This window comes from Desulfosporosinus sp. (genome assembly GCF_014237355.1).
Taxonomy (GTDB): Bacteria; Bacillota; Desulfitobacteriia; order Desulfitobacteriales; family Desulfitobacteriaceae; genus Desulfosporosinus.
Genome location: NZ_JABZFS010000006.1, coordinates 20,231 through 44,312 on the forward strand (window position 1 = coordinate 20,231; position 24,082 = coordinate 44,312).

16 protein-coding genes and 4 tRNA genes are annotated in these 24,082 nt (G+C 42.1%); 15 read left to right on the top strand and 5 right to left on the bottom strand.

What is annotated here, in order from left to right; translation table 11 throughout:
• The first annotated feature begins 13 nt into the window (after positions 1 to 13).
• The 3 genes from HGJ98_RS01185 to HGJ98_RS01195 all read left to right on the top strand — a co-directional run bounded on the left by HGJ98_RS01185 (position 14) and on the right by HGJ98_RS01195 (position 2,834).
• Entirely contained in the window at positions 14 to 520 is a 507-nt protein-coding gene (locus tag HGJ98_RS01185) for a sigma-70 family RNA polymerase sigma factor (RefSeq protein WP_291349163.1), read from the top strand.
• The gene (locus HGJ98_RS01190) at positions 517 to 1,785 is read left to right on the top strand and encodes a DUF4349 domain-containing protein (protein WP_291349164.1); all 1,269 of its coding nucleotides are present in this window, start codon (positions 517 to 519) and stop codon (positions 1,783 to 1,785) included. The genes HGJ98_RS01185 and HGJ98_RS01190 overlap by 4 nt, the downstream gene beginning before the upstream one ends.
• Before the next feature lie 197 nt (positions 1,786 to 1,982).
• A complete protein-coding gene (locus HGJ98_RS01195; RefSeq protein WP_291349165.1) occupies positions 1,983 to 2,834 on the top strand; it encodes a YitT family protein in 852 nt (283 codons plus the stop codon).
• A 4-nt stretch (positions 2,835 to 2,838) separates the two neighbouring features.
• On the opposite strand, the gene HGJ98_RS01200 is transcribed toward HGJ98_RS01195, so the two are convergent.
• The gene (locus HGJ98_RS01200) at positions 2,839 to 3,567 is read right to left on the bottom strand and encodes a polysaccharide deacetylase family protein (RefSeq protein ID WP_291349166.1); all 729 of its coding nucleotides are present in this window, start codon (positions 3,565 to 3,567) and stop codon (positions 2,839 to 2,841) included.
• Positions 3,568 to 3,685: 118 nt separating this feature from the next.
• On the opposite strand from HGJ98_RS01200, the gene addB reads away from it, so the two are divergent.
• The 12 genes from addB (at position 3,686) to HGJ98_RS01260 (ending at position 23,420) form a co-directional block, all read left to right on the top strand.
• Positions 3,686 to 7,324: a helicase-exonuclease AddAB subunit AddB gene (gene addB, locus HGJ98_RS01205; RefSeq protein WP_291349167.1), complete on the top strand. Its 3,639-nt coding sequence runs from the start codon at positions 3,686 to 3,688 to the stop codon at positions 7,322 to 7,324.
• On the top strand, positions 7,311 to 11,363 hold the full coding sequence (gene addA / locus HGJ98_RS01210) for a helicase-exonuclease AddAB subunit AddA (RefSeq protein WP_291349168.1): 4,053 nt from the start codon (positions 7,311 to 7,313) through the stop codon (positions 11,361 to 11,363). Before addB ends, addA begins: the two co-directional genes overlap by 14 nt.
• A 250-nt stretch (positions 11,364 to 11,613) precedes the next feature.
• Positions 11,614 to 14,646 carry an FAD-dependent oxidoreductase gene (locus tag HGJ98_RS01215; RefSeq protein WP_291349169.1) on the top strand — a complete coding sequence of 1,011 codons (3,033 nt, stop codon included), beginning with the start codon at positions 11,614 to 11,616 and terminating at the stop codon, positions 14,644 to 14,646.
• Positions 14,647 to 14,684: 38 nt separating this feature from the next.
• Positions 14,685 to 15,152, top strand: a complete 468-nt coding sequence (locus tag HGJ98_RS01220; RefSeq protein WP_291349170.1) for a hydrogenase iron-sulfur subunit — start codon at positions 14,685 to 14,687, stop codon at positions 15,150 to 15,152.
• Positions 15,145 to 16,095, top strand: a complete 951-nt coding sequence (locus HGJ98_RS01225; RefSeq protein ID WP_291349171.1) for a 4Fe-4S dicluster domain-containing protein — start codon at positions 15,145 to 15,147, stop codon at positions 16,093 to 16,095. The genes HGJ98_RS01220 and HGJ98_RS01225 overlap by 8 nt, the downstream gene beginning before the upstream one ends.
• Positions 16,096 to 16,105: 10 nt before the next feature.
• Positions 16,106 to 17,122: a 4Fe-4S dicluster domain-containing protein gene (locus HGJ98_RS01230; protein WP_291349172.1), complete on the top strand. Its 1,017-nt coding sequence runs from the start codon at positions 16,106 to 16,108 to the stop codon at positions 17,120 to 17,122.
• Positions 17,122 to 17,964 (top strand): FAD/NAD(P)-binding protein, encoded by an 843-nt coding sequence (locus tag HGJ98_RS01235; RefSeq protein ID WP_291349173.1) that lies wholly within the window; start codon positions 17,122 to 17,124, stop codon positions 17,962 to 17,964. Before HGJ98_RS01230 ends, HGJ98_RS01235 begins: the two co-directional genes overlap by 1 nt.
• Before the next feature lie 23 nt (positions 17,965 to 17,987).
• On the top strand, positions 17,988 to 19,229 hold the full coding sequence (locus tag HGJ98_RS01240; RefSeq protein WP_291349174.1) for a (Fe-S)-binding protein: 1,242 nt from the start codon (positions 17,988 to 17,990) through the stop codon (positions 19,227 to 19,229).
• Positions 19,230 to 19,684: 455 nt separating this feature from the next.
• Positions 19,685 to 20,545 (top strand): DegV family protein, encoded by an 861-nt coding sequence (locus HGJ98_RS01245; RefSeq protein WP_291349175.1) that lies wholly within the window; start codon positions 19,685 to 19,687, stop codon positions 20,543 to 20,545.
• 365 nt (positions 20,546 to 20,910) lie between these two features.
• The gene (locus HGJ98_RS01250; RefSeq protein WP_291349176.1) at positions 20,911 to 21,168 is read left to right on the top strand and encodes a hypothetical protein; all 258 of its coding nucleotides are present in this window, start codon (positions 20,911 to 20,913) and stop codon (positions 21,166 to 21,168) included.
• A 271-nt stretch (positions 21,169 to 21,439) separates the two neighbouring features.
• Positions 21,440 to 22,315, top strand: coding sequence for a class I SAM-dependent methyltransferase (locus tag HGJ98_RS01255; protein ID WP_291349177.1), 876 nt, complete (start codon positions 21,440 to 21,442; stop codon positions 22,313 to 22,315).
• A 73-nt stretch (positions 22,316 to 22,388) separates the two neighbouring features.
• The gene (locus HGJ98_RS01260) at positions 22,389 to 23,420 is read left to right on the top strand and encodes an ATP-grasp domain-containing protein (RefSeq protein ID WP_291349179.1); all 1,032 of its coding nucleotides are present in this window, start codon (positions 22,389 to 22,391) and stop codon (positions 23,418 to 23,420) included.
• Between the two features lie 259 nt (positions 23,421 to 23,679).
• Here the strand turns inward: HGJ98_RS01260 and HGJ98_RS01265 are convergent.
• From HGJ98_RS01265 to HGJ98_RS01280, 4 genes are all read right to left on the bottom strand, one after another.
• A tRNA-Leu gene (locus tag HGJ98_RS01265) sits at positions 23,680 to 23,767 on the bottom strand.
• 8 nt (positions 23,768 to 23,775) lie between these two features.
• Positions 23,776 to 23,850 (bottom strand) — tRNA-Cys (locus HGJ98_RS01270).
• A 13-nt stretch (positions 23,851 to 23,863) separates the two neighbouring features.
• A tRNA-Gly gene (locus tag HGJ98_RS01275) sits at positions 23,864 to 23,937 on the bottom strand.
• Positions 23,938 to 23,963: 26 nt separating this feature from the next.
• A tRNA-Leu gene (locus HGJ98_RS01280) sits at positions 23,964 to 24,048 on the bottom strand.
• Positions 24,049 to 24,082 lie beyond the last annotated feature (34 nt).

The window sequence follows — 24,082 nt, forward strand, 5'->3', positions numbered from 1 at the left end:
GGTCGACGACGAGGTGGAGGTCAATTCGTCCTTTGATGAGACCTATGAACGACTATTTCCCTTGATTTATCGATTTGTATCGATTCGTGTCCCCAAAGCGGATGTGGAAGATGTGACCGCCGAAATTATCGTGAAAGTATGGCGGGGTTTACCGAATATGGAGCAAAGGACAGCGCTTAAGTCTTGGTCGCTAAAGATTGCTTCCCATCATATCGCAGATTATTATCGAAGTAACAAACGAACGCCAATGATGACCTTAGAAGATACACCTTTACCCCAGCCACCTGATCAAAGTGAGTCCTGGGCAACTCTCTTAAGTGTCAAAGAAACCTTAGCTAAGCTTTCCCCACAACAAGTGAACGTGATCCAACTCCGATTGATTGAGGGATTTAGCGCTGTAGAAGTAGCAGAGATCTTAGGAACAACCCAGCAGGCCGTGGACAGCCTTTTATACCGTGCTAAGAAAGGGTTCCGAAAAATCTACCAGGGGAACCTGGACAGAGGAGGCAGAGTCCGATGAAGAGGTTTTTTAAGAAAACGGATCTCACCGCTCTCTGGGAAGAGGATGGAGATTTGCAGCGTATGAAAGAATTTTTCTATACGATTGAGGCAGATTCAGAGAGTCACGAGCAAATTAAACAGAGTATCAAGCAAAAAGCTCTTGAGAAATTGGCAAGAACCGACGAGTTTGATTTTATTGGATTACCTGAAAAAAACAAGGAAGGTTTGTCTCAACGAATTCGTGCCGGGATCCTTGCGTTGGGTAATATGGGACGACTAAGGCTCAGTGTTTCAATTGCCGGGCTCGCCATCCTCTTGATTATCGCGCAAAGCACATTAACCGGTTCGTTAAACCTATTTCCTCGTATGGGAAACTCGGCGAAATTAGCCCAATTCGAAGATATTGCCGCTCCCCAGGCTCCTTTATTAAATGGGGCTATGGAAGCTGATGTGGAAATCAAATCTAGAAACAAAGTTTCTAATGATAGCTCCATGGAGTACAGCTCGGAGGGCTCTTCAGATATGAGTAGTGCTGCTGGGATTCTACCTATTCCGCCTGATCAAGCTATTGTGCCTCCTGCTGATGCAGGGCTTCCCCGTAAAATGATTCATGATTTATCCTTAACCCTCGAAGTAACAAACATTAATGACACGGTCACATTAATAAGTAAAGAGGTCCAAAAACTTGAAGGGTATGTAATTTCATCCCGTCAAAGCGGGCGAAGTAATCATTCGTCCGCCCAACTTACGGCTAAAATCCCAGCCGATAAATTAAGTGTATTACGCGATTCCTTCTCTTCCTGGGGCAAAGTACTTGATCAACAGTTAATAGCTAATGACATTACTAATCAATACTATGACACCCAGACACGCTTACAAGTTCTTGAGGCTGAAGAGAAGCGGTATCTTGAAATTCTAAATCAAGCTAAAACTGTAGACGATGTTCTGAAAGTAGAGAACGCCTTAGGAAACGTCCGACAGCAAATTGAACTCTTAAAGGGACAATTAAAGCTGTGGAACAATCAAGTCGATTTCTCTACAGTAACGTTTGAGATCATCACACGACAAAGCCCTAATGTCAATGTCACTGATCCTTGGCAGCCAATAGCTTGGAGTGAAACTTGGAAAGCAACTGGAGATGCTGTGCTGAAGACTTTGAGCACTACCTGGAATGGACTCAATTATCTAGTCGTAGGCTTAGGGTATGCCATTCCCTATCTTCTAATCGGCACCTTAGGATGGATTATTTATCGAGTATGGAAAAAGAGAGATTCTAGTAACTAAACAACCGTAACCAACTTTAACTAATGAAAGCCTAGACCTACAATTCAAGCTGGTCTAGGCTTTCTTCGTACTTCAGACCCCTATGCCGCTTCGCGTCACCACTAATGAATTGAAAATGTGCTTGACTTTACGTATACGTTTTATGTCGATATAATAAATAAATATAATCTTCATCCATAAGTTAAGGGGGAATTTAGTTGAAGCTCACAGAGCGTACGAAATTTATTGGAGGGATTATAGGGATTGCTGCCGGAGCCATCCTTGCTGCATACGGAATTCAGGGTTTTATTGTTTACTCTGGTTTAGGGTCAGGTGGAGTTGGTGGGATTGCTTTACTACTATACTACACCTTGGATCTTCCGATTGGAGTTATGACATTTCTGTTGAATGTACCCTTATTCGTTTTGGGTTGGCGAGAGGTTGATAAACGGTTCGTCTTTAAAACCATATGGGGCTTGGTAATACTCTCGATTTTCTTGGATGTATTCAGCGGTGTTAAACCTTTTGATTTTGATGATGTTTTTTTAGGAGCTCTGTATGGAGGAGTCATTTTTGGATTTGCTACAGCAGTTGTATTTCATTTTGGTGGGAGCCTGGGCGGAACTGACATTGTTTCTAAAGTCATTCAAAAGAAGTATGGTGTGCCCATGGGTACATCCGCTCTTGCAATTAACGGTGTCATAATCCTGATATCTTGGGCTGTCCTTGGTCCAAAAGCGGCACTCTATACCTTAGTTATGATTTTCGTCTTTGGTCGGGTTCTGGATCTCATCCAGAGCGGTGTTCCAGCCAAGTCGATCACTATTATTTCCGATCGATCCAAAGAACTTGTTGATCGTATCATGATAGATCTTGGCCGGGGTGCAACGTTTTTACATGGTAGAGGAGCTTACTCTTGCGAGGCAAAAGATATTATTATCTGTGTTGTTAGTTTGCCTGAGATTGGCCGTCTAAAAAGAGCCGTACGGGAAATAGACCCCCATGCCTTCATAATTATCCAAAATGCTGGGGAAGTGTTTGGCAGTGGGTTTATTTCGAATGAGGAATAACCTATCACTTTGTATCAGAATCCAACATTCTAAGCTCACTCAAGGTAGCTAAGCGATACCCACGTTCTTTTAGAGCATCAATAATGGATCCCAAGGACTTTACGGTTTGAGTACGTTGATAACCGCCGTCATGCATAAGGATAATTGAGCCAGGAAATACATTTTTCATAACGTTGTTGACAATTTGTTTAACTCCGGGATTTCGCCAATCTTTGCTATCAACACTCCAAAGCGCTACTACATGCCCATTGCTTTTGGTTTTTTCTAGTTGGCTTTTGGAAACAAACCCGCCTGGAGGGCGATAGAAATAGGTATGGTTGCCAGTTGCCGCAAAGACCACTTCATTAGTTTGATTCATTTCTTCAACTAAACGGCGTTGCTGATAATCATGGCTAAAACCATGATTTCCAATTTCATGCCCTTCTTTGGCTAGACGTTTTAATAGGTATTGGTTAGATTGTGCCGCCTTTCCTAAAACAAAGAAGGTGGCCCTTACTTCCTTTGCTTTGAGAATATCCAGAATAGCCGGTGTATCAACGGGATCAGGTCCATCATCAAAGGTTAATGCTACGACTTTTTGCTGTGTATTCACCATATAGTAAGTGCCCGGAGTCTTAACCAGTGAAGGGATTGTTGTCATTGAACGTTGAGAAATTGCAAAAAATCCTCCTACAGTAAATAGAAACAAAAACGTTAAAAAAAGCTTACGCCGAGACAATATAATAATACGCAATGTCATTCACCCCCAAGTTGCTTCTATATACCTATTGATAAACAACTTGTTACATGCCTGCTTAGGCTATTAAACTTATAGAACAACGTGTTTTACTCTTACTAGGGAGGGGATTTGTTTGGGTTTCCGGTTCGTTTTTGGTCGGGCAGGCAGCGGCAAGAGCACGCTGTGTTTAGACGAAATCCGAGGTGAGCTTCGCAGGGAACCATGGGGAGCACCCCTGATTCTACTAGTGCCTGAACAAGCAACCTATCAGATAGAAGTTGCACTAGCCAATACACCAGATCTTGGAGGTAGCTTACGAGCACAGGTCCTAAGTTTCCGGCGCCTAGGTTGGCGTGTATTTTCAGAAACCGGTGGAGGGCAAAAAGTCCTGATTGGTAAAATTGGTAAACGGATGCTCTTACGTCGAATCCTCCTAAAGCATCGTCTTGAATTGAAAGCATTTGCCCGCTCGGCTACCAGATCGGGTATGGCAGAACTTCTAGCTCAAGCAATCGGAGAATTTAAAACCTACCGAATCTCCCCGAAGGATTTACGGAAGGTTAAACAGACAAACGGTCTACTACTTGATAAGCTTGAAGACCTGGCCTTAATCTATGAAGAATTTCAGGCAGCACTGGGACAAGAAATCCTTGACCCTGATGATGAACTATCAGTTTTAGCAGATAAGATCCCTTTAGCCCCCCTTATCCAAGGAGCTAAAATCTGGGTTGACGGTTTTACAGGATTTACACCTCAGGAATTAGAGGTCCTGAAGGCCATAATTGTAACTGCTAAAGAAGTCGTTATAACCTCCCCTCTAGATCCGACCTATCTTACTGGGGAGGGTCATTTAGAATCTGGGGCTTTCAAAGCAGGGGAGGAGTTGTTTGCCGGCCCTTGGAAGACATACCAGGACCTACAACGTATTGCCCTAGAGACAGGTACTAATATCCACCCTTTTACCCTGCTTGAAGGTTCGAAACGCTACAAGCATCCATGGCTTTGGCATTTGGAGAAGTATTTTGCTGCATATCCAACTGTTCCTTTCGAAGTGTTCCAGTCTTTTGAATCCAGAACTCCTATGGAAGGAATTCAAGTCTTATCAGCAGTCAACCGGAGGGCCGAAGTAGAAGGAGTTGCTCGGGAATTACGGCGATTGGCAAGGGATGAAGGGCTTTGCTGGAATGAAATGGCTATAACAACTCGCGATCTCAATAGTTATCATGACCTGATTACTCAAGTGTTTTCATCTTATGAAGTCCCACATTTTATAGATCATAAACGTTCAGTCCTTCATCATCCACTGATAGAATTACTGCAATCCATTCTTGAAGTAGCGCATAGTCACTGGAGTTATGAACCGCTTTTTCGCTGCTTAAAAACAGACTTTTTCCCACTGCAAAAAGATGCCGTCGATCGCCTGGAAAACTATGTGCTTGAATATGGAATACACGGCGAGGGTTGGACTAGGAATGTTCCTTGGCGTTACCACCGTCAATGGTCTCTAGGAAAAACTGAAGATCAACGTGCCACAGAGCTCAAGTTCCAAGCGGAACTAAATTCCACTCGTCAGACCGTTTATGACTACATAGTACCTTTGACTCATGGGGTCTTACCTGAAAGTCAAACCCCATTAAAGGTACAGACAATTACAGAAGCCCTCTATGCCTTTTTGGAACGCCTCGAAGTCCCATCAACCTTAAAGAAGTGGTCGCAAAGGGCCCAAGAGGAGGGCGCTCTTAGCGAGGCTAGGTTACACGAACAAATCTGGGAATCCGTCATCCAAGTTTTAGATGAAATAGTAGCTGGATTAGGAGATGAGAGTGTAGAGCTTGTAGACTATGCTTTAATCCTCTCCTCAGGCCTGGAAGGAATTGAGCTTGGTTTGATCCCTCCTAGCCTCGACCAAGTTTTAGTTGGATCCTTAGATCGTTCCCGGAATCCTGAAGTTCGGGTTCTCTTTCTCTTAGGGGCAAATGAAGGTATACTTCCTGCTCGGCCTGTTTATGATGGTGTACTTGACGCAGAGGAAAGGGAGCAGCTAGAGAAGGCCGGAGTTGCTCTTGCTCCAAAGGGAAAGTCTCAGACGTTTGAAGAACAATTCTTTATCTATGTCGCTCTTACCCGCGCTGTAGAGAAACTTGTGGTATGTTACCCTCTGACGGATGAAGAGGGGAAAGGGCTGACAGTTTCTCCTGTTGTCACACGACTTAAACATCTTTTCCCCATGCTTGTAGAGTGTTTCCTAGGAAACCAGGAGGATATTGATCTAATTAGTCAACCAAATTCAGCTTTTCAAAGGTATGCTGAACAACTCCGCATATTGCGCCAAGGTGAAACACTTTCTCCTCTTTGGAAAGCTGCTGAAACATGGCTGATTGAAGATCCACTTCTCCAAAATCAAACTATGAAACTAAAAGATAGTCTTTTAAACCAAAATCAAGAGGTTAACCTTCAACGTCCATTAGCCCGACGGTTATACGGTAAACGCCTAATGGCCAGTGTTTCCCGTTTGGAACAATTCGCTAAGTGTCCCTTTGGACATTATGCTCGTTACGGTCTAAGGCTGCGTGAACGATCCACTTATCAACTATCAAGCCCTAACATGGGAGAGTTTTTCCACACTCTTTTGCACGATTTTGCCCTTCAATTAAAAGCGCGGGGTTTAGATTGGGGCAGATTAACGAAGGAAGAATCCTGGGCACTCGTCAACGATCTGGCGGATCAACTAGCCCCTAAACTTCAGCATGAAATCCTTTTAAGCAGTGCGCGTAACCGTTACTTAACCTACAAACTTAAACGTACAGTTCATCACGCTGTACGAGTCTTAGGTGAGCATGCTAGAAAAGGGGTATTTATTCCCATTCAGTTGGAAGTAGGCTTTGGACCCAACTCAACCCTCCCTGGAGTCGAGATCCCGTTAACTGAGCAGGATTCCCTAATTCTTAGCGGGCAAATTGATCGAGTGGATGCCGCGTTCTTAGATGGACAGGTCTATTTACGGATTCTTGATTATAAATCCCGTGAATTATCCTTATCCTTGGATTCGGTTTATTACGGCTTAAATCTACAATTATTAACTTATTTAAATGTCGCTTTACAGGGAGCAGAAGTTCTGTTAAATACAACCTCAGCTTTACCCTCAATGGAAGAAACCCAACTTGAAAAAACCGCCTTTCCAGAGACATTTCCCGCAGGATTTCTATATTTCCCCGTACTAGAACCCCAGCTTGAAGAACAAAGCCCACTTAATGCAGAAGAGCTGGAACAGCACCGGATCAAAGCTGTGAAGGTCAGCGGTTATTTATTGGCTAATCCAAGAGTCCTAGCAGCTATGGATTCAAGCTTTTCGTCAGGACAATCTGATTTACTAGGGCTTAAATTAAAAAAAGATGGCACCTTTACAAAAGGCGCAAATGTACTAACAGAGGATCAATTTACTCTGCTTAATAGCTATCTTCATCAATGGTTTCGAGAGAAGGGTGAAGAGATATTGGACGGTAATATTTCCCTCTATCCTTATCGCCGAGGAAAGAGTACAGGATGTCAGTATTGTGCATATAAGCCAGTGTGCCACTTTGACCCTTACTTACCCGAAAACCAATATCGAAACCTGTCTGCCTTAAAACCTGAGGAGGTCTGGGCTCGCCTTGAAGCAGCAAAAGCCGACACCCTTGATAACCCCAGCAGATTGTCAGAAACGAAGAATTCTAACCACCCAGTCTTAAATTGGCTAGGAGAAGAGGGAGGTGATCTGAGTGGGCAAAACTAAATGGACCAAGGAGCAGAGCGCCGCAATCCAGTTGCGAGGGGAGCTTTTGGTTGCCGCTGCAGCCGGTTCAGGTAAAACCGCTGTGCTCGTAGAACGCTTAATTCATCAAATCACAGATGCCGAACACCCAGTTGATGTCGACCGTTTTCTTGTGGTTACCTTCACTAAAGCGGCGGCCAACGAAATGCGAGAACGTATCGGTAAGGCCTTAGACGAAGCTTTATTTCAGGAACAAGAACCTAAGGAGATAGAACGTCTTATTAGCCAACGTACCCTCCTTCACCGGGCAAGTATCACTACTTTGCATTCATTCTGCTTAGAGTTAATCCGGAAGTACTTTTACCAGCTAGAACTTGATCCAGCGTTTCGAGTTGCGGATCAAGCAGAGGCAGACCTTTTACGCCAGGATGTTATTGAGGATCTTTTTGAAGCTAAGTATGCCCTTGAAGATCCTAACTTCCTTAAACTTGTTGAGGCCTTTGGTACGGATCGTGATGATCAACCCTTGATGGATCATGTTTTGCGTCTTTATACCTTTGCCTATAGTCAACCCCAGCCAAAGAATTGGCTAAATTCCTTAAAACGAGCCTATGCCTGGGATAGTATTGAATCTTTAATGCAAAGCGAATGGGGTCGAGCAAATTGTCAAGGATTAACCGATCTTGTAAGTGAAAGTCTAAACTTACTTGAACAGGCTGAGGAAATCGCAGGACGTCCCGGGGGACCAATTTCCTATGCAGAAACGTTACAAGAGGATATTAACCGAGTTAAATCCTTACGTAACGCATTAAACCAAGGGGATTGGGCTCAAATCGAAGCTCATTATCAATCTGTGATTAGGTTTCCGAAGCTTCCGCCTATACGATCGACAGCCAAGCAAAAGTCGGCTCCCATAGAGCAAGTGGAAGTTGATGAGTCTTTTAGGAAAGGGTTACAAGAAGAATGCAAAAAAATGAGGGATGATGCTAAAAAGAGACTTAATTCCCTTAAAGAAGCGGTCTTTACCTATCCCCTTGAACAGCAATTACCAGCCCTACGTGAAATGGAAACCATGATCCAAACCCTTAGTGACTTAGTAGGTGAGTTTTCTCAACTCTATGCTGCCGCAAAAGGACATCGAACGATCTTGGATTTTACTGACCTTGAGCACTTTGCTCTCCAACTACTAGAAAACGACGAAGACGCTACGTTGATTGCCCAGGGATTAAAAGAGTACTTTGAGGAAGTATTAGTAGACGAGTATCAAGACATTAATCCGGTTCAAGAACGTATCTTACAGCGGGTATCTAGACAAGGGGAATCTCCCAATCTCTTTATGGTAGGAGATGTCAAACAAAGCATTTACAGATTCCGTATGGCAGACCCTAACTTATTCATCGCTAAATACAATACCCTTCCTCATTGGCAGCCAGAGCTGAAAAGTGATATAAAGAAGATGGTTATTGATCTAAACCGAAATTTTCGAAGTCGCCTTGAAGTGGTTGAAGGGGTGAATTTTCTCTTTCGTCAGATTATGACCATGAACGCAGGAGAAATCGCATATGATGATCAAGCTGCCTTGCAATATGGTGCTTCCTTCGTTTCTGATCAGGATCAGATTCGTACTGCAGAAGGCCCAATTGAAGTTCACCTTATTGATCCTAAACGTATAAAAAGTGAGTTGTCCTCATATTCTGATGAAAGAACGAATGACTCTGAAGAGGAATTATCCTCTGGAGCTGAAGACACTCTATCCTCGGAAGACCTCGATAAGGTTCGAATTGAAGCACGTTTTGTCAGCGAACGGATCCAGCGCATTGTTCAAGGAGCAGAGTTTCAGATTTATGACAAAACTATCACAAACTTTCGCCCAGTTCAGTATTCAGATATTGTCATCCTGATGCGTTCCTATTCGGCAGCAGCCCCCATCTATGTTGAAGAATTTCAAGCTGCAGACATACCGGTTTATGCCGAAACAACCAGCGGATACTTCGGTGCCAGTGAAGTAGAGACCGTTTTGTCTCTACTTAAAATCATTGATAACCCGCACCTGGATATTCCTTTGGCCGCTGTACTACGCTCTCCGCTGGTAGGCCTAAACGGGAGTGAGTTAGGTAAAATTCGAATGATGCTCCCTGAAGGAGACTTCTATGAAGCACTAACCTTAGCTGTATGGGCTGGTTTTGAGGATCAAGTACCAGAGGATGTCAGCGAATTTAAAGGAATCTTAAGTGTGTATGAGGAGTCACTGCCCAAAAAGCTTGTGGATGCTCAAGAACTCTTGTCGTCTGCTCCGTTGCTGAAGGACAAAATTTCCGTGTTTTGGACCAACCTTACCACCTGGCGAACACGATCACGTCATACATCTCTTGCTGATTTGATCTGGTCTTTATATGAAGATACCGGCTATTTAGCTTATGTTGGCACCTTGCCGGCCGGCGTACAGCGCCAGGCGAACCTGCGTGTACTCTATGATCGTGCCCGTAACTTTGAAGCTACTAGGTACCGAGGCTTATTTCGATTTCTGCGTTTTCTAGATCGTTTCCAAGGAAAAGGTAAAGATATGGGAAGCGCTCGAGCCCTAGGAGAAAATGAAGAGGTCGTTCGCTTAATCACAGTTCATGCCAGCAAAGGGTTAGAGTTTCCAATTGTCTTCGTTGTTGGTCTTGGGCGACCCTTTAATTCCCAAAGCCTAAAGGGAAAGATGCTTCTACACTCAAACTTAGGAATAGGTATGCCGATCATCGATGTGGATAACAATGTCCGTTACCCTTCCTTGATCCAATACGCGGTAAAACATCAATTGGCTCAAGAAGCTTTGGCAGAAGAGTTGCGTATCCTTTATGTTGCCCTAACAAGAGCTAAAGAACGGTTGTTTCTCTACGGAACCTTAGAAAATTTCGATAATACACTACAAAAATGGCAACGTACTTTAGATTGGAAAGAGATCGCCTTACCGGAAGGGCAGCTTCGGAGTGCCAAGTGCTTCCTTGATTGGATCGGTCCTGCTTTAGTTCGCCATTCAACTCAACTCTTTGGGGAAGCTAATTCTCAGGTAGCCTTACCAAATATGGGTTCAAAATGGGACCTCTATCTTCACCAAAGCTTAATAAGGGAAAGTGAAGTAAGCCCGGGGAATAAAATCTGTGAGAACAATGAAGAATCTCTCTCGGCATATGCGGAAGAAAATGCAGAGCAGATTAAGGTTGGCAATGCTTATAAAGATCACACAGTTGAGCACTGGTATTCCGAGATCTCTCGTCGATTAAGCTGGCAGTATCCACACCTTAAGTCAGTTCAACAGGTGGCAAAAACTAGTGTAAGTGAGCTTAAGCGTCAGTACTCCTGGCATGCAAACGAGGAGACAGCCTCAAGGCCACCGCTTTGGGGGAGTGATACCATCACACGCCCAAAATTCCTACAACTTACAAGGCCACTGACCGCCGCTGAACGGGGTACCGCTTTGCACACAGTCATGCAACACCTCCCGTTTAAGGAATTAGCATCGTATTGGGCAGAGTTGACTGATAGTGACCGGCATGAGAACATTACTTGCTTTTTAAACAAACTTGAGGACTGGGAAATACTTAGCGAGGAGCAGAGGAGGGTCATTCAACCAGAACAGATTATTTGTTTTCTGAGTACACCATTGGGCCAGCGCCTATTCAACGCTGATCAACTACTACGGGAAGTGCCCTTTACATTACTAATGCCTTCTAAGGATATAAAAAAAGTTTTAGTCCAGGGCGTCATCGATGTTGTTATTCTTTACAAGGACGCATCCCAGGAACTAAAAGCAGAGATTCTGGATTATAAGACAGATTCATTTCCAATAAATTGTGAGTTAGAAGCGGAGGAGATTTTGAAAGAACGGTATACACTTCAACTCTCACTCTACGCCCAAGCAATAGAACACTTAAGTAAAATTAAAGTTGAACAATGTACACTTTATTCATTTACCCTAGGACGGGAAATAACCCTATCCAAGGAACTTCTCAAGAGCATGGATTTACCAGGGCTTCCAAACTCGCTCGAAACAATTGGAACAGCTCATGCTTAAATTATTCTAAACTATGTTTCGTATTTAGAATCCTATTTTCCAATAGAATAAGGTAAAGTTGTGGGCTATTTAATAGGGTATATGTCAGTAAAAAGGCTTAATTAGGTTATTTTACTATAAAATTATTTAATTCCATAATATTTTGTCATCTTAAAAAAGGATTTTTAACTTTCATGGCGAATTTATTTAATGTTCTTTGTGATTGTTGTAACTATCTTTAATAAGGAGTAAGGATGAAAGAGGGGTTGTAATGAGTCAAAATAAAATAGGTTCTGTTTTGATTGTTGGCGCAGGGATTGCCGGGATTCAAGCTGCACTGGATTTAGCAGAGTCGGGATACTTAGTACATTTGGTAGAAGAATCGTCAGCAATTGGCGGAACTATGCCAATGTTGGATAAGACATTCCCAACCAATGATTGCTCTATGTGTATTTTATCCCCTAAATTAGTTGAATGCGGACGCCATCTTAACGTCAGAACCTACACCAACTCACAAGTTGTCAAAACAGAAGGAGAAGCTGGAAATTTCAAGGTAACCATTAAACAAAAAGCCCGTTACATTGATCTGGAAAAATGTACAGGTTGCGGAGCATGTGCTGAAGCTTGTCCGGTAAAAGTCGACGATGAATTTAATCAAGGCTTAGGTAAGCGTAAAGCTGCGTTTAAACAGTATTCCCAAGCCTTCCCAAATGCCTATGGCATTGACGAAAAGAACTGTTTGTATCAATCCAGGGGCAAAGCCAAAGGCAAAGAAATCTGTATGAAATGCGTTAAAGCATGTCAAGCAGGTGCCATCGACCATCATATGGAAGACAAGGAATTCGAAGTTGAAGTAGGATCAATGATTCTTAATCCTGGCTTTAAAATATTCGATGCCTCTTCCCTGGATTATTATGGTTATGGAAAAATCAAAAGCGTTATCACAAGCCTAGAGTTTGAACGACTTCTTAGTGCTTCCGGTCCATTTGACGGCCATTTAGTAAGACCTTTTGACAAAAAGGAACCACAAAAAATTGCTTGGATTCAGTGTGTAGGATCCAGGAATGCAAAAATTGGAAATAATTACTGTTCCGGCGTGTGTTGTATGTATGCAATTAAGGAAGCTGTAATTGCTAAAGAGCACAGTCATATTCCCGTAGACACAACTATTTTCTATATGGATATGAGAACCCCCGGAAAAGATTTTGAGAAATATTACAACAATGCAAAGAATCAGCAAGGGGTAAATTTCATTCGTTCCCGTGTCTATGAAGTAACAGAAGCTACAGATGATTCAGGAGATGCAGTCATAAGATACTCCACAGAAGACGGTCAAATATTATCAGATCAATTTGATTTAGTTGTTCTGTCAGTGGGTCTTGAGCCAGGCGATAGTTCTAAAGAATTAGCTAAGCTGTTGGACCTCCAAGTTAATAAATATGGATTTGCTGAGCTTGAACCGCTGAGTGGGGTAAACACCTCTAAAGAGGGGATTTTCGCTGCAGGTGCTTTCAGTGGCCCAAGAGATATTCCAGAAACGGTTATGCAAGCAAGTGCCGCTGCTGGTGCTGCCTCAGCATTATTAGCCGAAGAGCGTGGAACCTTGGTCAGTGAGAAAGAGTATCCACCTGAAATGGATGTTGCTGGTGATGTGATCCGAACCGGTGTCTTCATTTGTCACTGCGGTGTCAATATTGGCAGTGTTGTTAACGTACCGAGCGTCGTTGAATACGCTAAGACTCTGCCGACTGTTGCCTATGCCACAGATAAAATCTATGCTTGCTCACAGGACGCTCAAGCTTCCATTAAAGCCCTGATTAGTGAACAAAAATTAAACAGAATTGTCGTTTCATCTTGTAGCCCACGTACTCACGAGCCTTTATTCCAAGAGACATTGAAAGAAGCTGGTTTGAACGCTCACTTGTTTGACATGGCAAACATCCGTGATCAATGTTCTTGGGTTCATATGAACGAGCCTGAAAAAGCAACCGAAAAAGCGAAAGACCTCACAAAGTTGGCTATCGTTCGTGCTTCCATGCAGCAACAAACTCAACCAATCTTCATGGATATGAATCATGCTGCTTTGGTAATCGGAGGCGGAGTTGCAGGCATGACCAGTGCCCTCTCCCTGGCTGACCAAGGATATGAAGTTCATTTAGTTGAAAAAGAAAGTGCTTTAGGCGGCGTAGCCAGAAGATTCTCCACTGGCTTCAGAGGAGAAGACATGAAGGCCTTTGTTGCTGGGCTAATCGAAAAGGTAAGCAACCATTCCAATGTCAAACTTCACGTAGGTGTGGGGATCAAAGATGTTGGTGGTTTCTTAGGTAACTTTACCACCACTTTAGAAAATGGCGAACAGATTGCCCATGGGGTTGCACTTCTGACCATTGGAGGTCAAGAATATAAGCCAAATGAATACCTATATGGCCAAGACGAGCGCGTCATGACTCAAATTGAAATGGACGAAGCTCTTTATAACCATGATGCTAAAGTGGAAAATGCTAAGAATTTTGTCTTCATTCAATGCGTTGGTTCGCGTACTGAAGAAAATCCTTATTGCAGCCGTACCTGTTGTACAAAATCAGTTAAGTTAGCACTTAAAGTTAAGAAGAAAAACCCAGGGGCAAATGTATTTGTTCTATACCGTGATATGAGAACTTACAGCTACTTTGAAGAGGACTATGAGGAAGCAAGACGAATTGGTATCATCTTTGTCCGTTATAGCGAGAATGCCAAGCCTGTTGTCAACAAGGAAGGGGATACCATCGTTGTAACCGTCACGGATCATGTCTTAGATCGTCCCCTTGAGATTGAAACAGATGTACTTTGCTTAGCTGCTGCTATTAAAGCACCAGCAGACGGCAAAAAACTCTCAAAATGGTTCAAAATTCCTTTAAATGCTGATGGTTTCTTCTTAGAGGCTCATATGAAATTACGCCCCGTTGACTTCAGTACAGACGGAGTGTTTATGGCTGGGATTGCACACAGCCCGAAAAACATGGAAGAAGTCATTGCCCAAGCTAAAGCTGCAGCAGGGCGTGCAGGTGTAGCCTTATCTAAGGATCAAGTAGAATCAGCGGGTCTAAATGCCTTTGTCAATAAACGCAAATGTACCGCTTGTGGAACCTGTGAAGCTGTTTGTTCAGCTAAAGCAATCACCGTTGATAAGGAAAATCGTGTAGCAGTCGTCAATGATGCCCTATGCAAAGGCTGTGGAGCTTGTGCTTCGAGTTGTCGTTGCGGAGCCTTAAGCCTCAGAGGATGTACTAATGAGCAAATTGTCGAGATGTTAAACTCCCTATAAAGTGTGGGCACCTAATAACTAGGGAAAGGTAGATGATTATGGGAGAAATTCAGGTAGATGCTGAAAATAAAAAGTATGAACCAAAAATAGCAGCTTTCTTGTGCAACTGGTGTAGTTATGCAGGAGCAGACTTAGCTGGTGTCGGTAGAGTACAGTATCCAGCAACCATTAGGACCATCAGAGTCCCATGTTCCGGCAGAATCAATCCTTTATATGTATTAAAAGCAATGGCAAATGGGGCAGATGGAGTCTTAGTATCCGGATGTCACCCAGGGGATTGCCACTATATTAGCGGCAACTATGTAGCACGAAGAAAATTTGCGCTTATTAAATCATTACTCAGCCATGTAGGTTTAGAGGAAGATCGAGTCAATTTCTCTTGGGTATCTGCAGCAGAAGGTATTCGTTTTGCCGAAGTCGTTAAAGGAGTTACCGAGCGTGTTAGTGCCCTTGGTCCTAATAATGGGATATTTAAAGTAGATGACGGGGGTGCAGCGGATGAATAATATCATAAACGAAATCCGAGAAAAGGCCCGTCAGTTGCTGGCCGAAGGCAAAGTAGATGTAGTCATTGGCTACGAAAAAGGATCCTTACCCCTTAAAGCGACTCCTTGCTTTGTTCATTCTCCTGAAGGGGTTGATTCCCTAATCTGGGATGAAACCTGTGAGAACAACTTAGCAGCTTATGCAGCCAAAACTCCCGGCAAAAAAGCCATTATCACAAAAGGCTGCGACAGTCGAGCTTTAGCAGTCCTTTTACAGGAAAATCAACTAGTGAGAGATGACTTGTTTATCATTGGAGTTTCCTGTTCAGGCGTAATCGACCAAAGAAACATCTTGGCTGAAGTAGGGGAAATCCTCGAAGCTAAGATTAGTGACGGAAAAATATCCGTTAAAGGGATGGAAGGGGACAAAGAGTATCTCTTTGCTGAAGTAAAAGATGCTACCTGTCAGACCTGCCGATACCCAAATCCAGTTATGGAGGATCTTCATATTGGAGAAACCATTGAAGTTGCTCAAGATGCTCCAGCCTTTGCAGATGTTGTAGCCTTGGAAGAAAAATCAGCAAGTGATCGCCAAGACTATTTCAAAGAGCAAATGAGCAAGTGCATCCGCTGTTATGCTTGTCGCAATGCTTGCCCATTATGCTATTGCCAAGAATGCTTTGTGGACTGTAACTCACCAAGATGGTTAACTGGCGGAGTAAACCGTGCCGAAAATCTCTTCTTCCAAGCTGGACGTGTGCTACACTTAGCTGGTCGATGTGTTGATTGTGGTGCATGTACTCGTGCTTGTCCTCAAGGTGTTGACATCCGTGCCTTGAATCGTAAAATGACGAAAGATGTTTACGTTATGTATAACCATGAAGCCGGTATCGGTGAAGAGGGTAAACCTGCTCTTAATGAATACACAACAAATGATCCTGAACAGTTCTTGGTAAAGGAGTGAGGTGAAGATAATGAAGATAAGTAAAGAAAAATTTGGCCAGGCATTTGATGCATTAGTCCCTGAGTACCAAGTAATTGCTCCGGTTAGTGATGCTAACGGAATTGCTTTCAAAGGAGTCAAAAGCTTCTCTGAAGTCAAACAAGATTATCTAAATTCTAAACTTCCTCCCAAAGCCTTCTTTTTCCCTCAACATGAGAAACTCATGTCCTATATAAAAGAGGGTAAAGATGTAACCGTTAAGAGCGAACTCAAGGTTGAAGATACCATTTTATTTGGAATTCGACCATGTGATGCTAAAGGGATGCAACTCTTAGATATGGTCTTCAAAAATGATCAATATACTGACCCTTATTATTTTGAGCGTCGTGACAAATCTGTGATCATCGGGCTGGCTTGTTCAAAGATTGCCCCAACTTGTTTTTGCTCCTCTTTCGGAATGTCTCCGGCGGGGAGTGAAGGATCAGATATCCTTCTCATCGATCTGGGAGATTCCTACGAAGTAGAAGTGATCACTGAAAAAGGGAAAGCCTTAGCTGCTCGTTTTGAAGCCCTCTCAGACCTTTCTGCAGAGGAGCAAGCCTTGGTTGACAAAATCAAGAGTGCAGAAACTGCCAGTAAGGTTGATGTCGCAAACACCACCAGCAAGCTTGACAAGATGTTTAACAGTCCTTTCTGGGACACTCTCCAAGAAAAATGCATAGGGTGTAATGTTTGTTCCTTCTCTTGTCCTACCTGTCATTGTTTCGATATTTCCGAGGAAGTGCGTAAAAACGAAGGTACCAGAGTTCGAACCTGGGATGCTTGTATGGCTCCATTATTTACCCTTCATGGTTCCGGTCATAACCCACGGGATAATAAAAAAGCCCGTTGGCGTCAACGGTTGATGCATAAGTTTAACTATTTTGTCCATAACAATGGGGCTATGGCGTGCGTAGGCTGTGGTCGCTGCATTAAGAGTTGCCCAGTTAACATGGATATCCGACAAGTCATTGATGGGGCTAACAAAGCAGAATTGGTGGTGGAATGATGCAACAGAATCCATATATCCCAATAACAATGAAGCTCGTGAAAAATTTAGTAGAAACTGAAGATAGACTGATCAATACTTTTACCTTAGAGTTTCTAAACAAACAAGATGAAGAAAACTTCAAATATATGCCTGGTCAGTTTGCAGAACTTAGCGCCTATGGTCATGGAGAAGCACCTTTTGGAATCGCAACCTCTCCAACCGAGCCTGGAATCCTAAAGTTTTCAGTTGCTAAAGTAGGATGCGTCTCTAATGCCCTGCACCTCTTAGAAGAAGGAACTATGGTAGGGGTTAGAGGGCCGATGGGTAATTACTATCCCTTAGAGAAGTTTAAAGGGAAAAACGTCGTTATTATCGGTGGAGGTTTTGCATTTACAACTCTGCGTGCACTGGCAAAATATATGCTCGATGACAAACATCGGGGAGACTATGGTGATATTACGGTTATTTACGGTGCTAGAAACCCTGGCTTGTTGCTCTATAAAGAGGAATTAGCCGAGTGGGAAAACAATCCGAACATTAACCTGGTAACCACCATTGACCGACCTGCAGAAGGCTGGACTAAACACGTAGGCTTTATTCCTAGCATTACGGAACAAATTGCTCCTTCATCCGTGGATACCTATGCTGTTGTGTGCGGACCACCTGCTATGATTAAATTTACCTTACCCGTTCTAGAAAAGTTGAACTTTACTCCTGAGACTATTTACACATCCTTAGAAATGCGCATGAAGTGTGGTCTGGGTATTTGCGGACGTTGCAATATCGGAACAGAATATGTATGTAAAGATGGCCCGGTCTTCTCAATGGCTCAATTAAAAGAATTGCCTAATGAATATTAATCAAGTCGGAGGTGATAGTAAGAATGGCTGAACCCATTAGAGTTAGAGAATTTGATCCAACCCTGAGAGATGAAGTGGCTGGATTATTAAAAGGGTATGATTTTTCTAATTGCCTTACTTGCGGTATGTGTACCGCTGGGTGTAAGTATAGTGATTTGGTTGAGGATAATGACCCGCGTAAATTTATTCGCAAAATAGCCCTTGGAATGCGTGAAGAGGTTGAAAATGATCCTTTTGTCTGGAATTGCAATATGTGTGAACGCTGTACTGTAGAGTGCCCAATGGGTGTCAATATTGCAGCTATTACAAGAGCTTTCCGTGGAAAAACTCCTATGCCTCCAGGTCACTTACAACACATTGCTGATGACCATATAAATACAGGTAACCAAATGGCAGTGGAACAACTCGATTATGATGAAACTCTGGAATGGCTTGAAGAGGAACTTCAGAAAGAAATGAATGATCCTACAGTTAAGATCCAAATTGACAAGCAGGATGCTGACTTTATGTTTGGCTTCAATGCCAGAGAAGTTAAACATTATCCACATGAACTTCAAACTATTTTACACATTTTCACAGCAGCCAAAGTAAATTACACACTAAGCAGTAAGCGTTGGGATGCAACCAATATCTGTCTGTTCACTGGAAAGAACGACCAATTCCAAGAGATTACACGACCGCTCTTTGAAGAGATGGAGCGACTCAATGCCAAAGAATTAGTCGTTACTGAATGTGGTCACGCATTCCGCTCTTGCAGAATGTTTCAACGCACCTTCTGGAAAGGCAAACAGTTCCCCGTTCGTCACATTGTCGAGAAGTATGAAGAATGGATCAAAGAAGGCAGACTAAAACTCGATAAGAGTAAAAATCCTCTCCCCGTGACCCTTCACGATCCTTGTAATACGGTTCGTAAAGAAGGAGTTTATGAACCACAACGCTATGTTATCAAACAAGTCGTCGAGGATTATCGAGAAATGAATCCTGAAGGCAAATATAACATTTGTTGTGGAGCTGGTGGTGGAGCGTTAGCAGTTGCAGCTACTAAGCAACAGCGTATGGCTAAAGCTAAACCTAAAGTCGATCAATTAGTTGCAACTGGTGCTAAAATTGGATGTATTCCTTGCCATAACTGTATTGACCAGTTTAACGACATGAATAAATTCTATAAACTTGGCATGAAAATGCACCATCTCAGTACGCTCATCGAAAATGCATTAGTTCCCGATGAAGTACCTGAGACTGAAGCGACAGAAGATAAAGCATAGATAATGCCTGATCTAAAAGTCAACCAATCATAAGCTTGATTGTAAGATGAATTAGAAAGCCCCGTCAGCGGAAAAATAACCGCATCGCACGGGGCTTTTTTTCTTACGTCTATGGTTTTATAATAGTCATTATATTTAGGAGGTCTACATGGTAAAATGGATTAAGGTTCTTGTCGTAGAGCCTGGTAAAGCTCCTGATCCTGTATCTCTTAGTCAAGATGATATTGAGATTCTTTCAGAAGTCTATAAGTAAACATGTTCGGCTAAAAGCAAACGATCTTGAAATATCTGCTGTTAGTATGTCACTCGGATTTAGAGATTCTTAATATTATATTATACAAGTTGTATTGGAAAAGGTTATAATGTGTTGTAGTAAACTCCTGGGGCCCTAAAGACTGGATAAAGCATGCCTAGCATTATTAGATCATGGCATGTAATGAAAGCGAGCTAAAAAAATGGCAGTACAGATTTTAACGGATAGCACAAGCTACTTACAAGAGGCTATTAGAAAAGAATTAAATATCAGAATGGTTTCCTTGAATCTTTCCTTTGGAAATGACAGCATGAGGGAAATGGATATTGATAACAAAACTTTTTACACGATGATGGCAGAGAAGGGGATTCCAACCTCTTCACAGCCTTCCGTAGGGGAAATGTATCAGGAAATGAAACGTGCCGTCGAGATGGGGGATAGTCTATGCTGCATTTTCTTGTCTTCTGACATGAGTGGTACTTTATCAACGGCTCAAACTGTAAGAGATATGATTCTGGAGAAGTACGAGAATGCAAAGATCGAGATTATTGATTCCAGATCGAATTGCATGCAGTTAGGATTTGCTGTGGTTCTGGCGGCAAGAGCTGCAAAAGCTGGTAAGACACTTGAACAGGTCAAAGAAGCTGCTTTGGAAACAATTAAGAGAAGCCGGTTTTTATTTATTCCAGAGAATCTCGAATATTTAAAAAAAGGCGGTAGAATTGGTGGCGCAAGTGCATTAATCGGGAATCTATTTAAGATTATTCCCATTTTAACCGTCGAGGACGGTAAAACCAATGTATTAATGAAGGTTAGAACAAAAAAGAATGCTATTCTGGCTATGGTTGATAAGATGTTACAGGATATTAAAATCTATGGTGTGGGAGAGATTGTTGTTCTACATATTAATTGTCAAAATGAAGCAAACGATTTAGCAAAACTAATCACAGAAACGATAAATATACCAATAGATATCATGGATATTGGACCTGTTATCGGCTTACATGTCGGTCCAGGCGCAATTGCCATTGCTTATTATACAGAAAAGCCAATGAGAAAATGATATAATAGTTATGATCACGACACAGAAAGAGGTTAAGTTATTCATGATGTACCAATATAACGGCATAATATTTAAAAACGCTAATCCCAAACACGCTGATGGAACTAAAGCCTGGAGCCAAATATGTAGAATATGTGTCTCAAACTATAAAATTAAACGAAGTATGTTAGAGAATGTTTGAAGTGGAACTTGTGGTGTGCAGGGTTGTACACGTCAGGCCGCGTTTTATATTAATTTCGAAGATGGAGAATTAACCGAACTACCCGATTAAATTTATGCAACTTCTCAGACTCGTGTTATAATGGGTTATAGTACATTTTATAGGCTACTTCCCGGAGAATAATAAGAGTTACGGAGGGTTTAGCATGCCAAAACTTAATAAGATTCTTTGGTCTATAGGGATTTTATTTATTGTCAGCACAACATTGGTTTTTTCCTTTGGTATTCTTTTAATAGGTGCCGGATTGCTAAGTGTCTATGGACTTTATCGACATTTCTTCCCTAAAAAGAAACGCCCGCCTATCTACCATTCCAGATCACAGATGTTTACTTTCGGAGAAGTTATTGACCTCAAATCTGAAGTAGTTCACGAAACCATAGAGGTTAAGAGAATTGATAAGTAATGAATTCAAAGATAAGCCATCGCTTTAGCGGTGGCTACTTTTATTCTGTCAGAAAGCATAACTTTAGGGTCCTCTTTCATTCATGTCATCCTGAGGGCAGCGAAGGATCTAGATCCTTCAGTCGTCCTTCCTTCAGGATGACACAGTGCTTAAGTTGCTTTTATAGCAAAGACATGTATCGAAAAAGATGCGTAAGTTTTTCTGTTATGAATTATGACCGAGCTTACCTACTGTCAGCCAACTTGTTCATGGAATATAATACCACATACCCATGGAAGGAGGACACAAGGTGATACGTGAAACTAAACGAGTTGACGAAATGAACTATTTTGAACTTATAGCCTGGCTAGGCATAGGAAGTTCTCATCCAGGGGGCTTTCCTGCCACGAAACAAAATCTAGATGTTATAGGTGTAAGACCTGAGGAATATTTGCTTGATGCCGGGTGTGGAAGCGGTCTAACAGCTTGCTATTTAGCGAAAACGATCGGATGTAAGATCATAGGTATTGACATTAATCCTCATATGATTGAAAAAGCACGTCTCAGGGCTGAAAAAGAGGGTGTTTCTCATTTAGTCGATTTTAGGGCAGCAGATGTCTATGAACTGCCTTTTGAAGATAACCACTTCGATGTGGTCTTAGCCGAATCTATAACCGTTTTTTTGGATAAAGAAAAAGTGTATCAAGAATTCTATAGAGTATTAAAGCCTGAGGGCAGAGTTGCCGATCTTGAAATGGCACTATTAAACGATTTGCCTGTTATCGTAAGGCGCCAAATGGAGGAGTGTTTTGGCTTAGGAACAAACCCATTATCCTTCGAAGAATGGGGCAATGCATTAGCCCAAGCTGGTTTTCAAGATGTAGAGATTAAGAATCCTCAACCCTTAAGAGACAATAGCAACGTTGTTCTAAATGAACTCAAGAAAGACTGGGTACTGGTTAAAGACCTCATGAATAAACTCCATAGGCAACCGCGATTACTACCCAGATTACAAAAAAACGCTTCGTTTATGAAGAGAAACCGTAGTTACTATGGATTTGGCCTTATTTATGGGCAAAAACCCCTTCCTAGCCCTCCCGTAAAATTGGGCTTCAAAGATTGGGTGCGAAACGTTATATTCCGAAGAATGCCTAAGAAATTAAACTAATATGACATGAATGTATTTAATTTACAATATTTGCTAATCCTATTAGAGAACTATAGGAGGTAGCAAATTGACCATGTCTAGCGGAATACAAACTATTTACTTTAATCGCTGTTTTTCTTCGACACCCAAAATTATTCAACGGTTTCTAACTAGTAACCCCTCAAATTTTAAGATATATATATCACATGTTTGTCCAAATAACGATCTACAGGAAGTGGCAGATTATTTTGAGGTAGAGCCATCTGTTAATGGAAGAGACTATGTTGATTACTGCTTAGATTTCTGTTTTAAGCACGGTGTTAACTTATTTGTGCCCAGGTATAACGTTACCACATTAATTGAATACAAGGAACAATTTGACCGTCTCGGGGTAAAAGTAATGTTTGTTGGGGATAGTGAAACGTATCAACTTCTAGATAACAAACTAAAAACTTATGAGGCGCTAGAAGGGGCTAACCTTGTAGCTATTCCAAAAGCGTTCAGAATTGAGAACATTAAGGACTTTGAAAATGCCTATAATCTAATAACTAGGATAGGTAGTAGTGTTTGTTTAAAACCTATCTCTGGAATTGGCGGAGATGGCTTTAAACGAATTTTAGACGATATGACAGAAATCGATGAGCTTAATAAAACAACGAATTCAACGATTTCGTTAGCTAGGATTAACCGGATATTAGAGCACTCGAATATTGTAGAACCCTTTATGGTTATGGAATATCTTGAAGGGGACGAATATAGTATTGATTGCTTAGGGAATAATGGTGAGCTTGTTGTTGCCGTCCCTAGAAAAAAAGCAGATCTTTATCGCCAAACTATTGAGTATCGAGAGGATTTAATTGCTATAGCTCAAAGATTAACTAAGGAATTTTCATTAAGCTACTTGTATAATATTCAAGTAAAGTATCACAAAGGTGTGGCTCATCTCATTGAAATTAATACCCGGATGTCCGCGGGGATTCATAAATCCTGTTTTACTGGTGTAAACTTTTTAGATCTTGCTATTAAACAACTAATGGGGGAGAGCATTAAAACTCCAGATACTATTGATTGGAGTTTACAGATACGCACGATTGAGAATTACGAGCTCACGCACATAAATATGTGAACTCGTTGGATAATCCATATTTAAACGATGATCTGTATTTTAACATCGAGGCCTAGCAAGCCTAATAATAATAAGCCGAGAAAGATTAATCATAATCTTTCTCGGCTTTTATTAATATAGTTGATTTATTATTTGGTAAAAAGTAAATAAATCGTTCTAATCAGCTTTTCATTATGCTATTATGGACTTATGATGTTGAAAAAACCGTATTGATTTAACAATACGGTCGTTCATTTATCTAAGTTAATAAATTTTCATATGGTGCCGATGACCGGAATCGAACCGGTACGGATGTTAAGTCCGCGGGATTTTAAGTCCCGTGCGTCTGCCAGTTACGCCACATCGGCTAATTAGTTGGAGGCGGCACTCAGATTTGAACTGAGGAATAGAGGTTTTGCAGACCTCTGCCTTACCACTTGGCTATGCCGCCACGAAAATGATAATGGAGCGGGTGATGAGAATCGAACTCACGTAGCTAGCTTGGAAGGCTAGTGCTCTACCATTGAGCTACACCCGCAAAATCGTAGTTCGAGGTTATTAAGATGGTGCGGAAGACGGGACTTGAACCCGTACGGAGTTACCCACACGCCCCTCAAACGTGCGCGTCTGCCAATTACGCCACTCCCGCATTTGCTGGAGCCATTGACCGGGATTGAACCGGT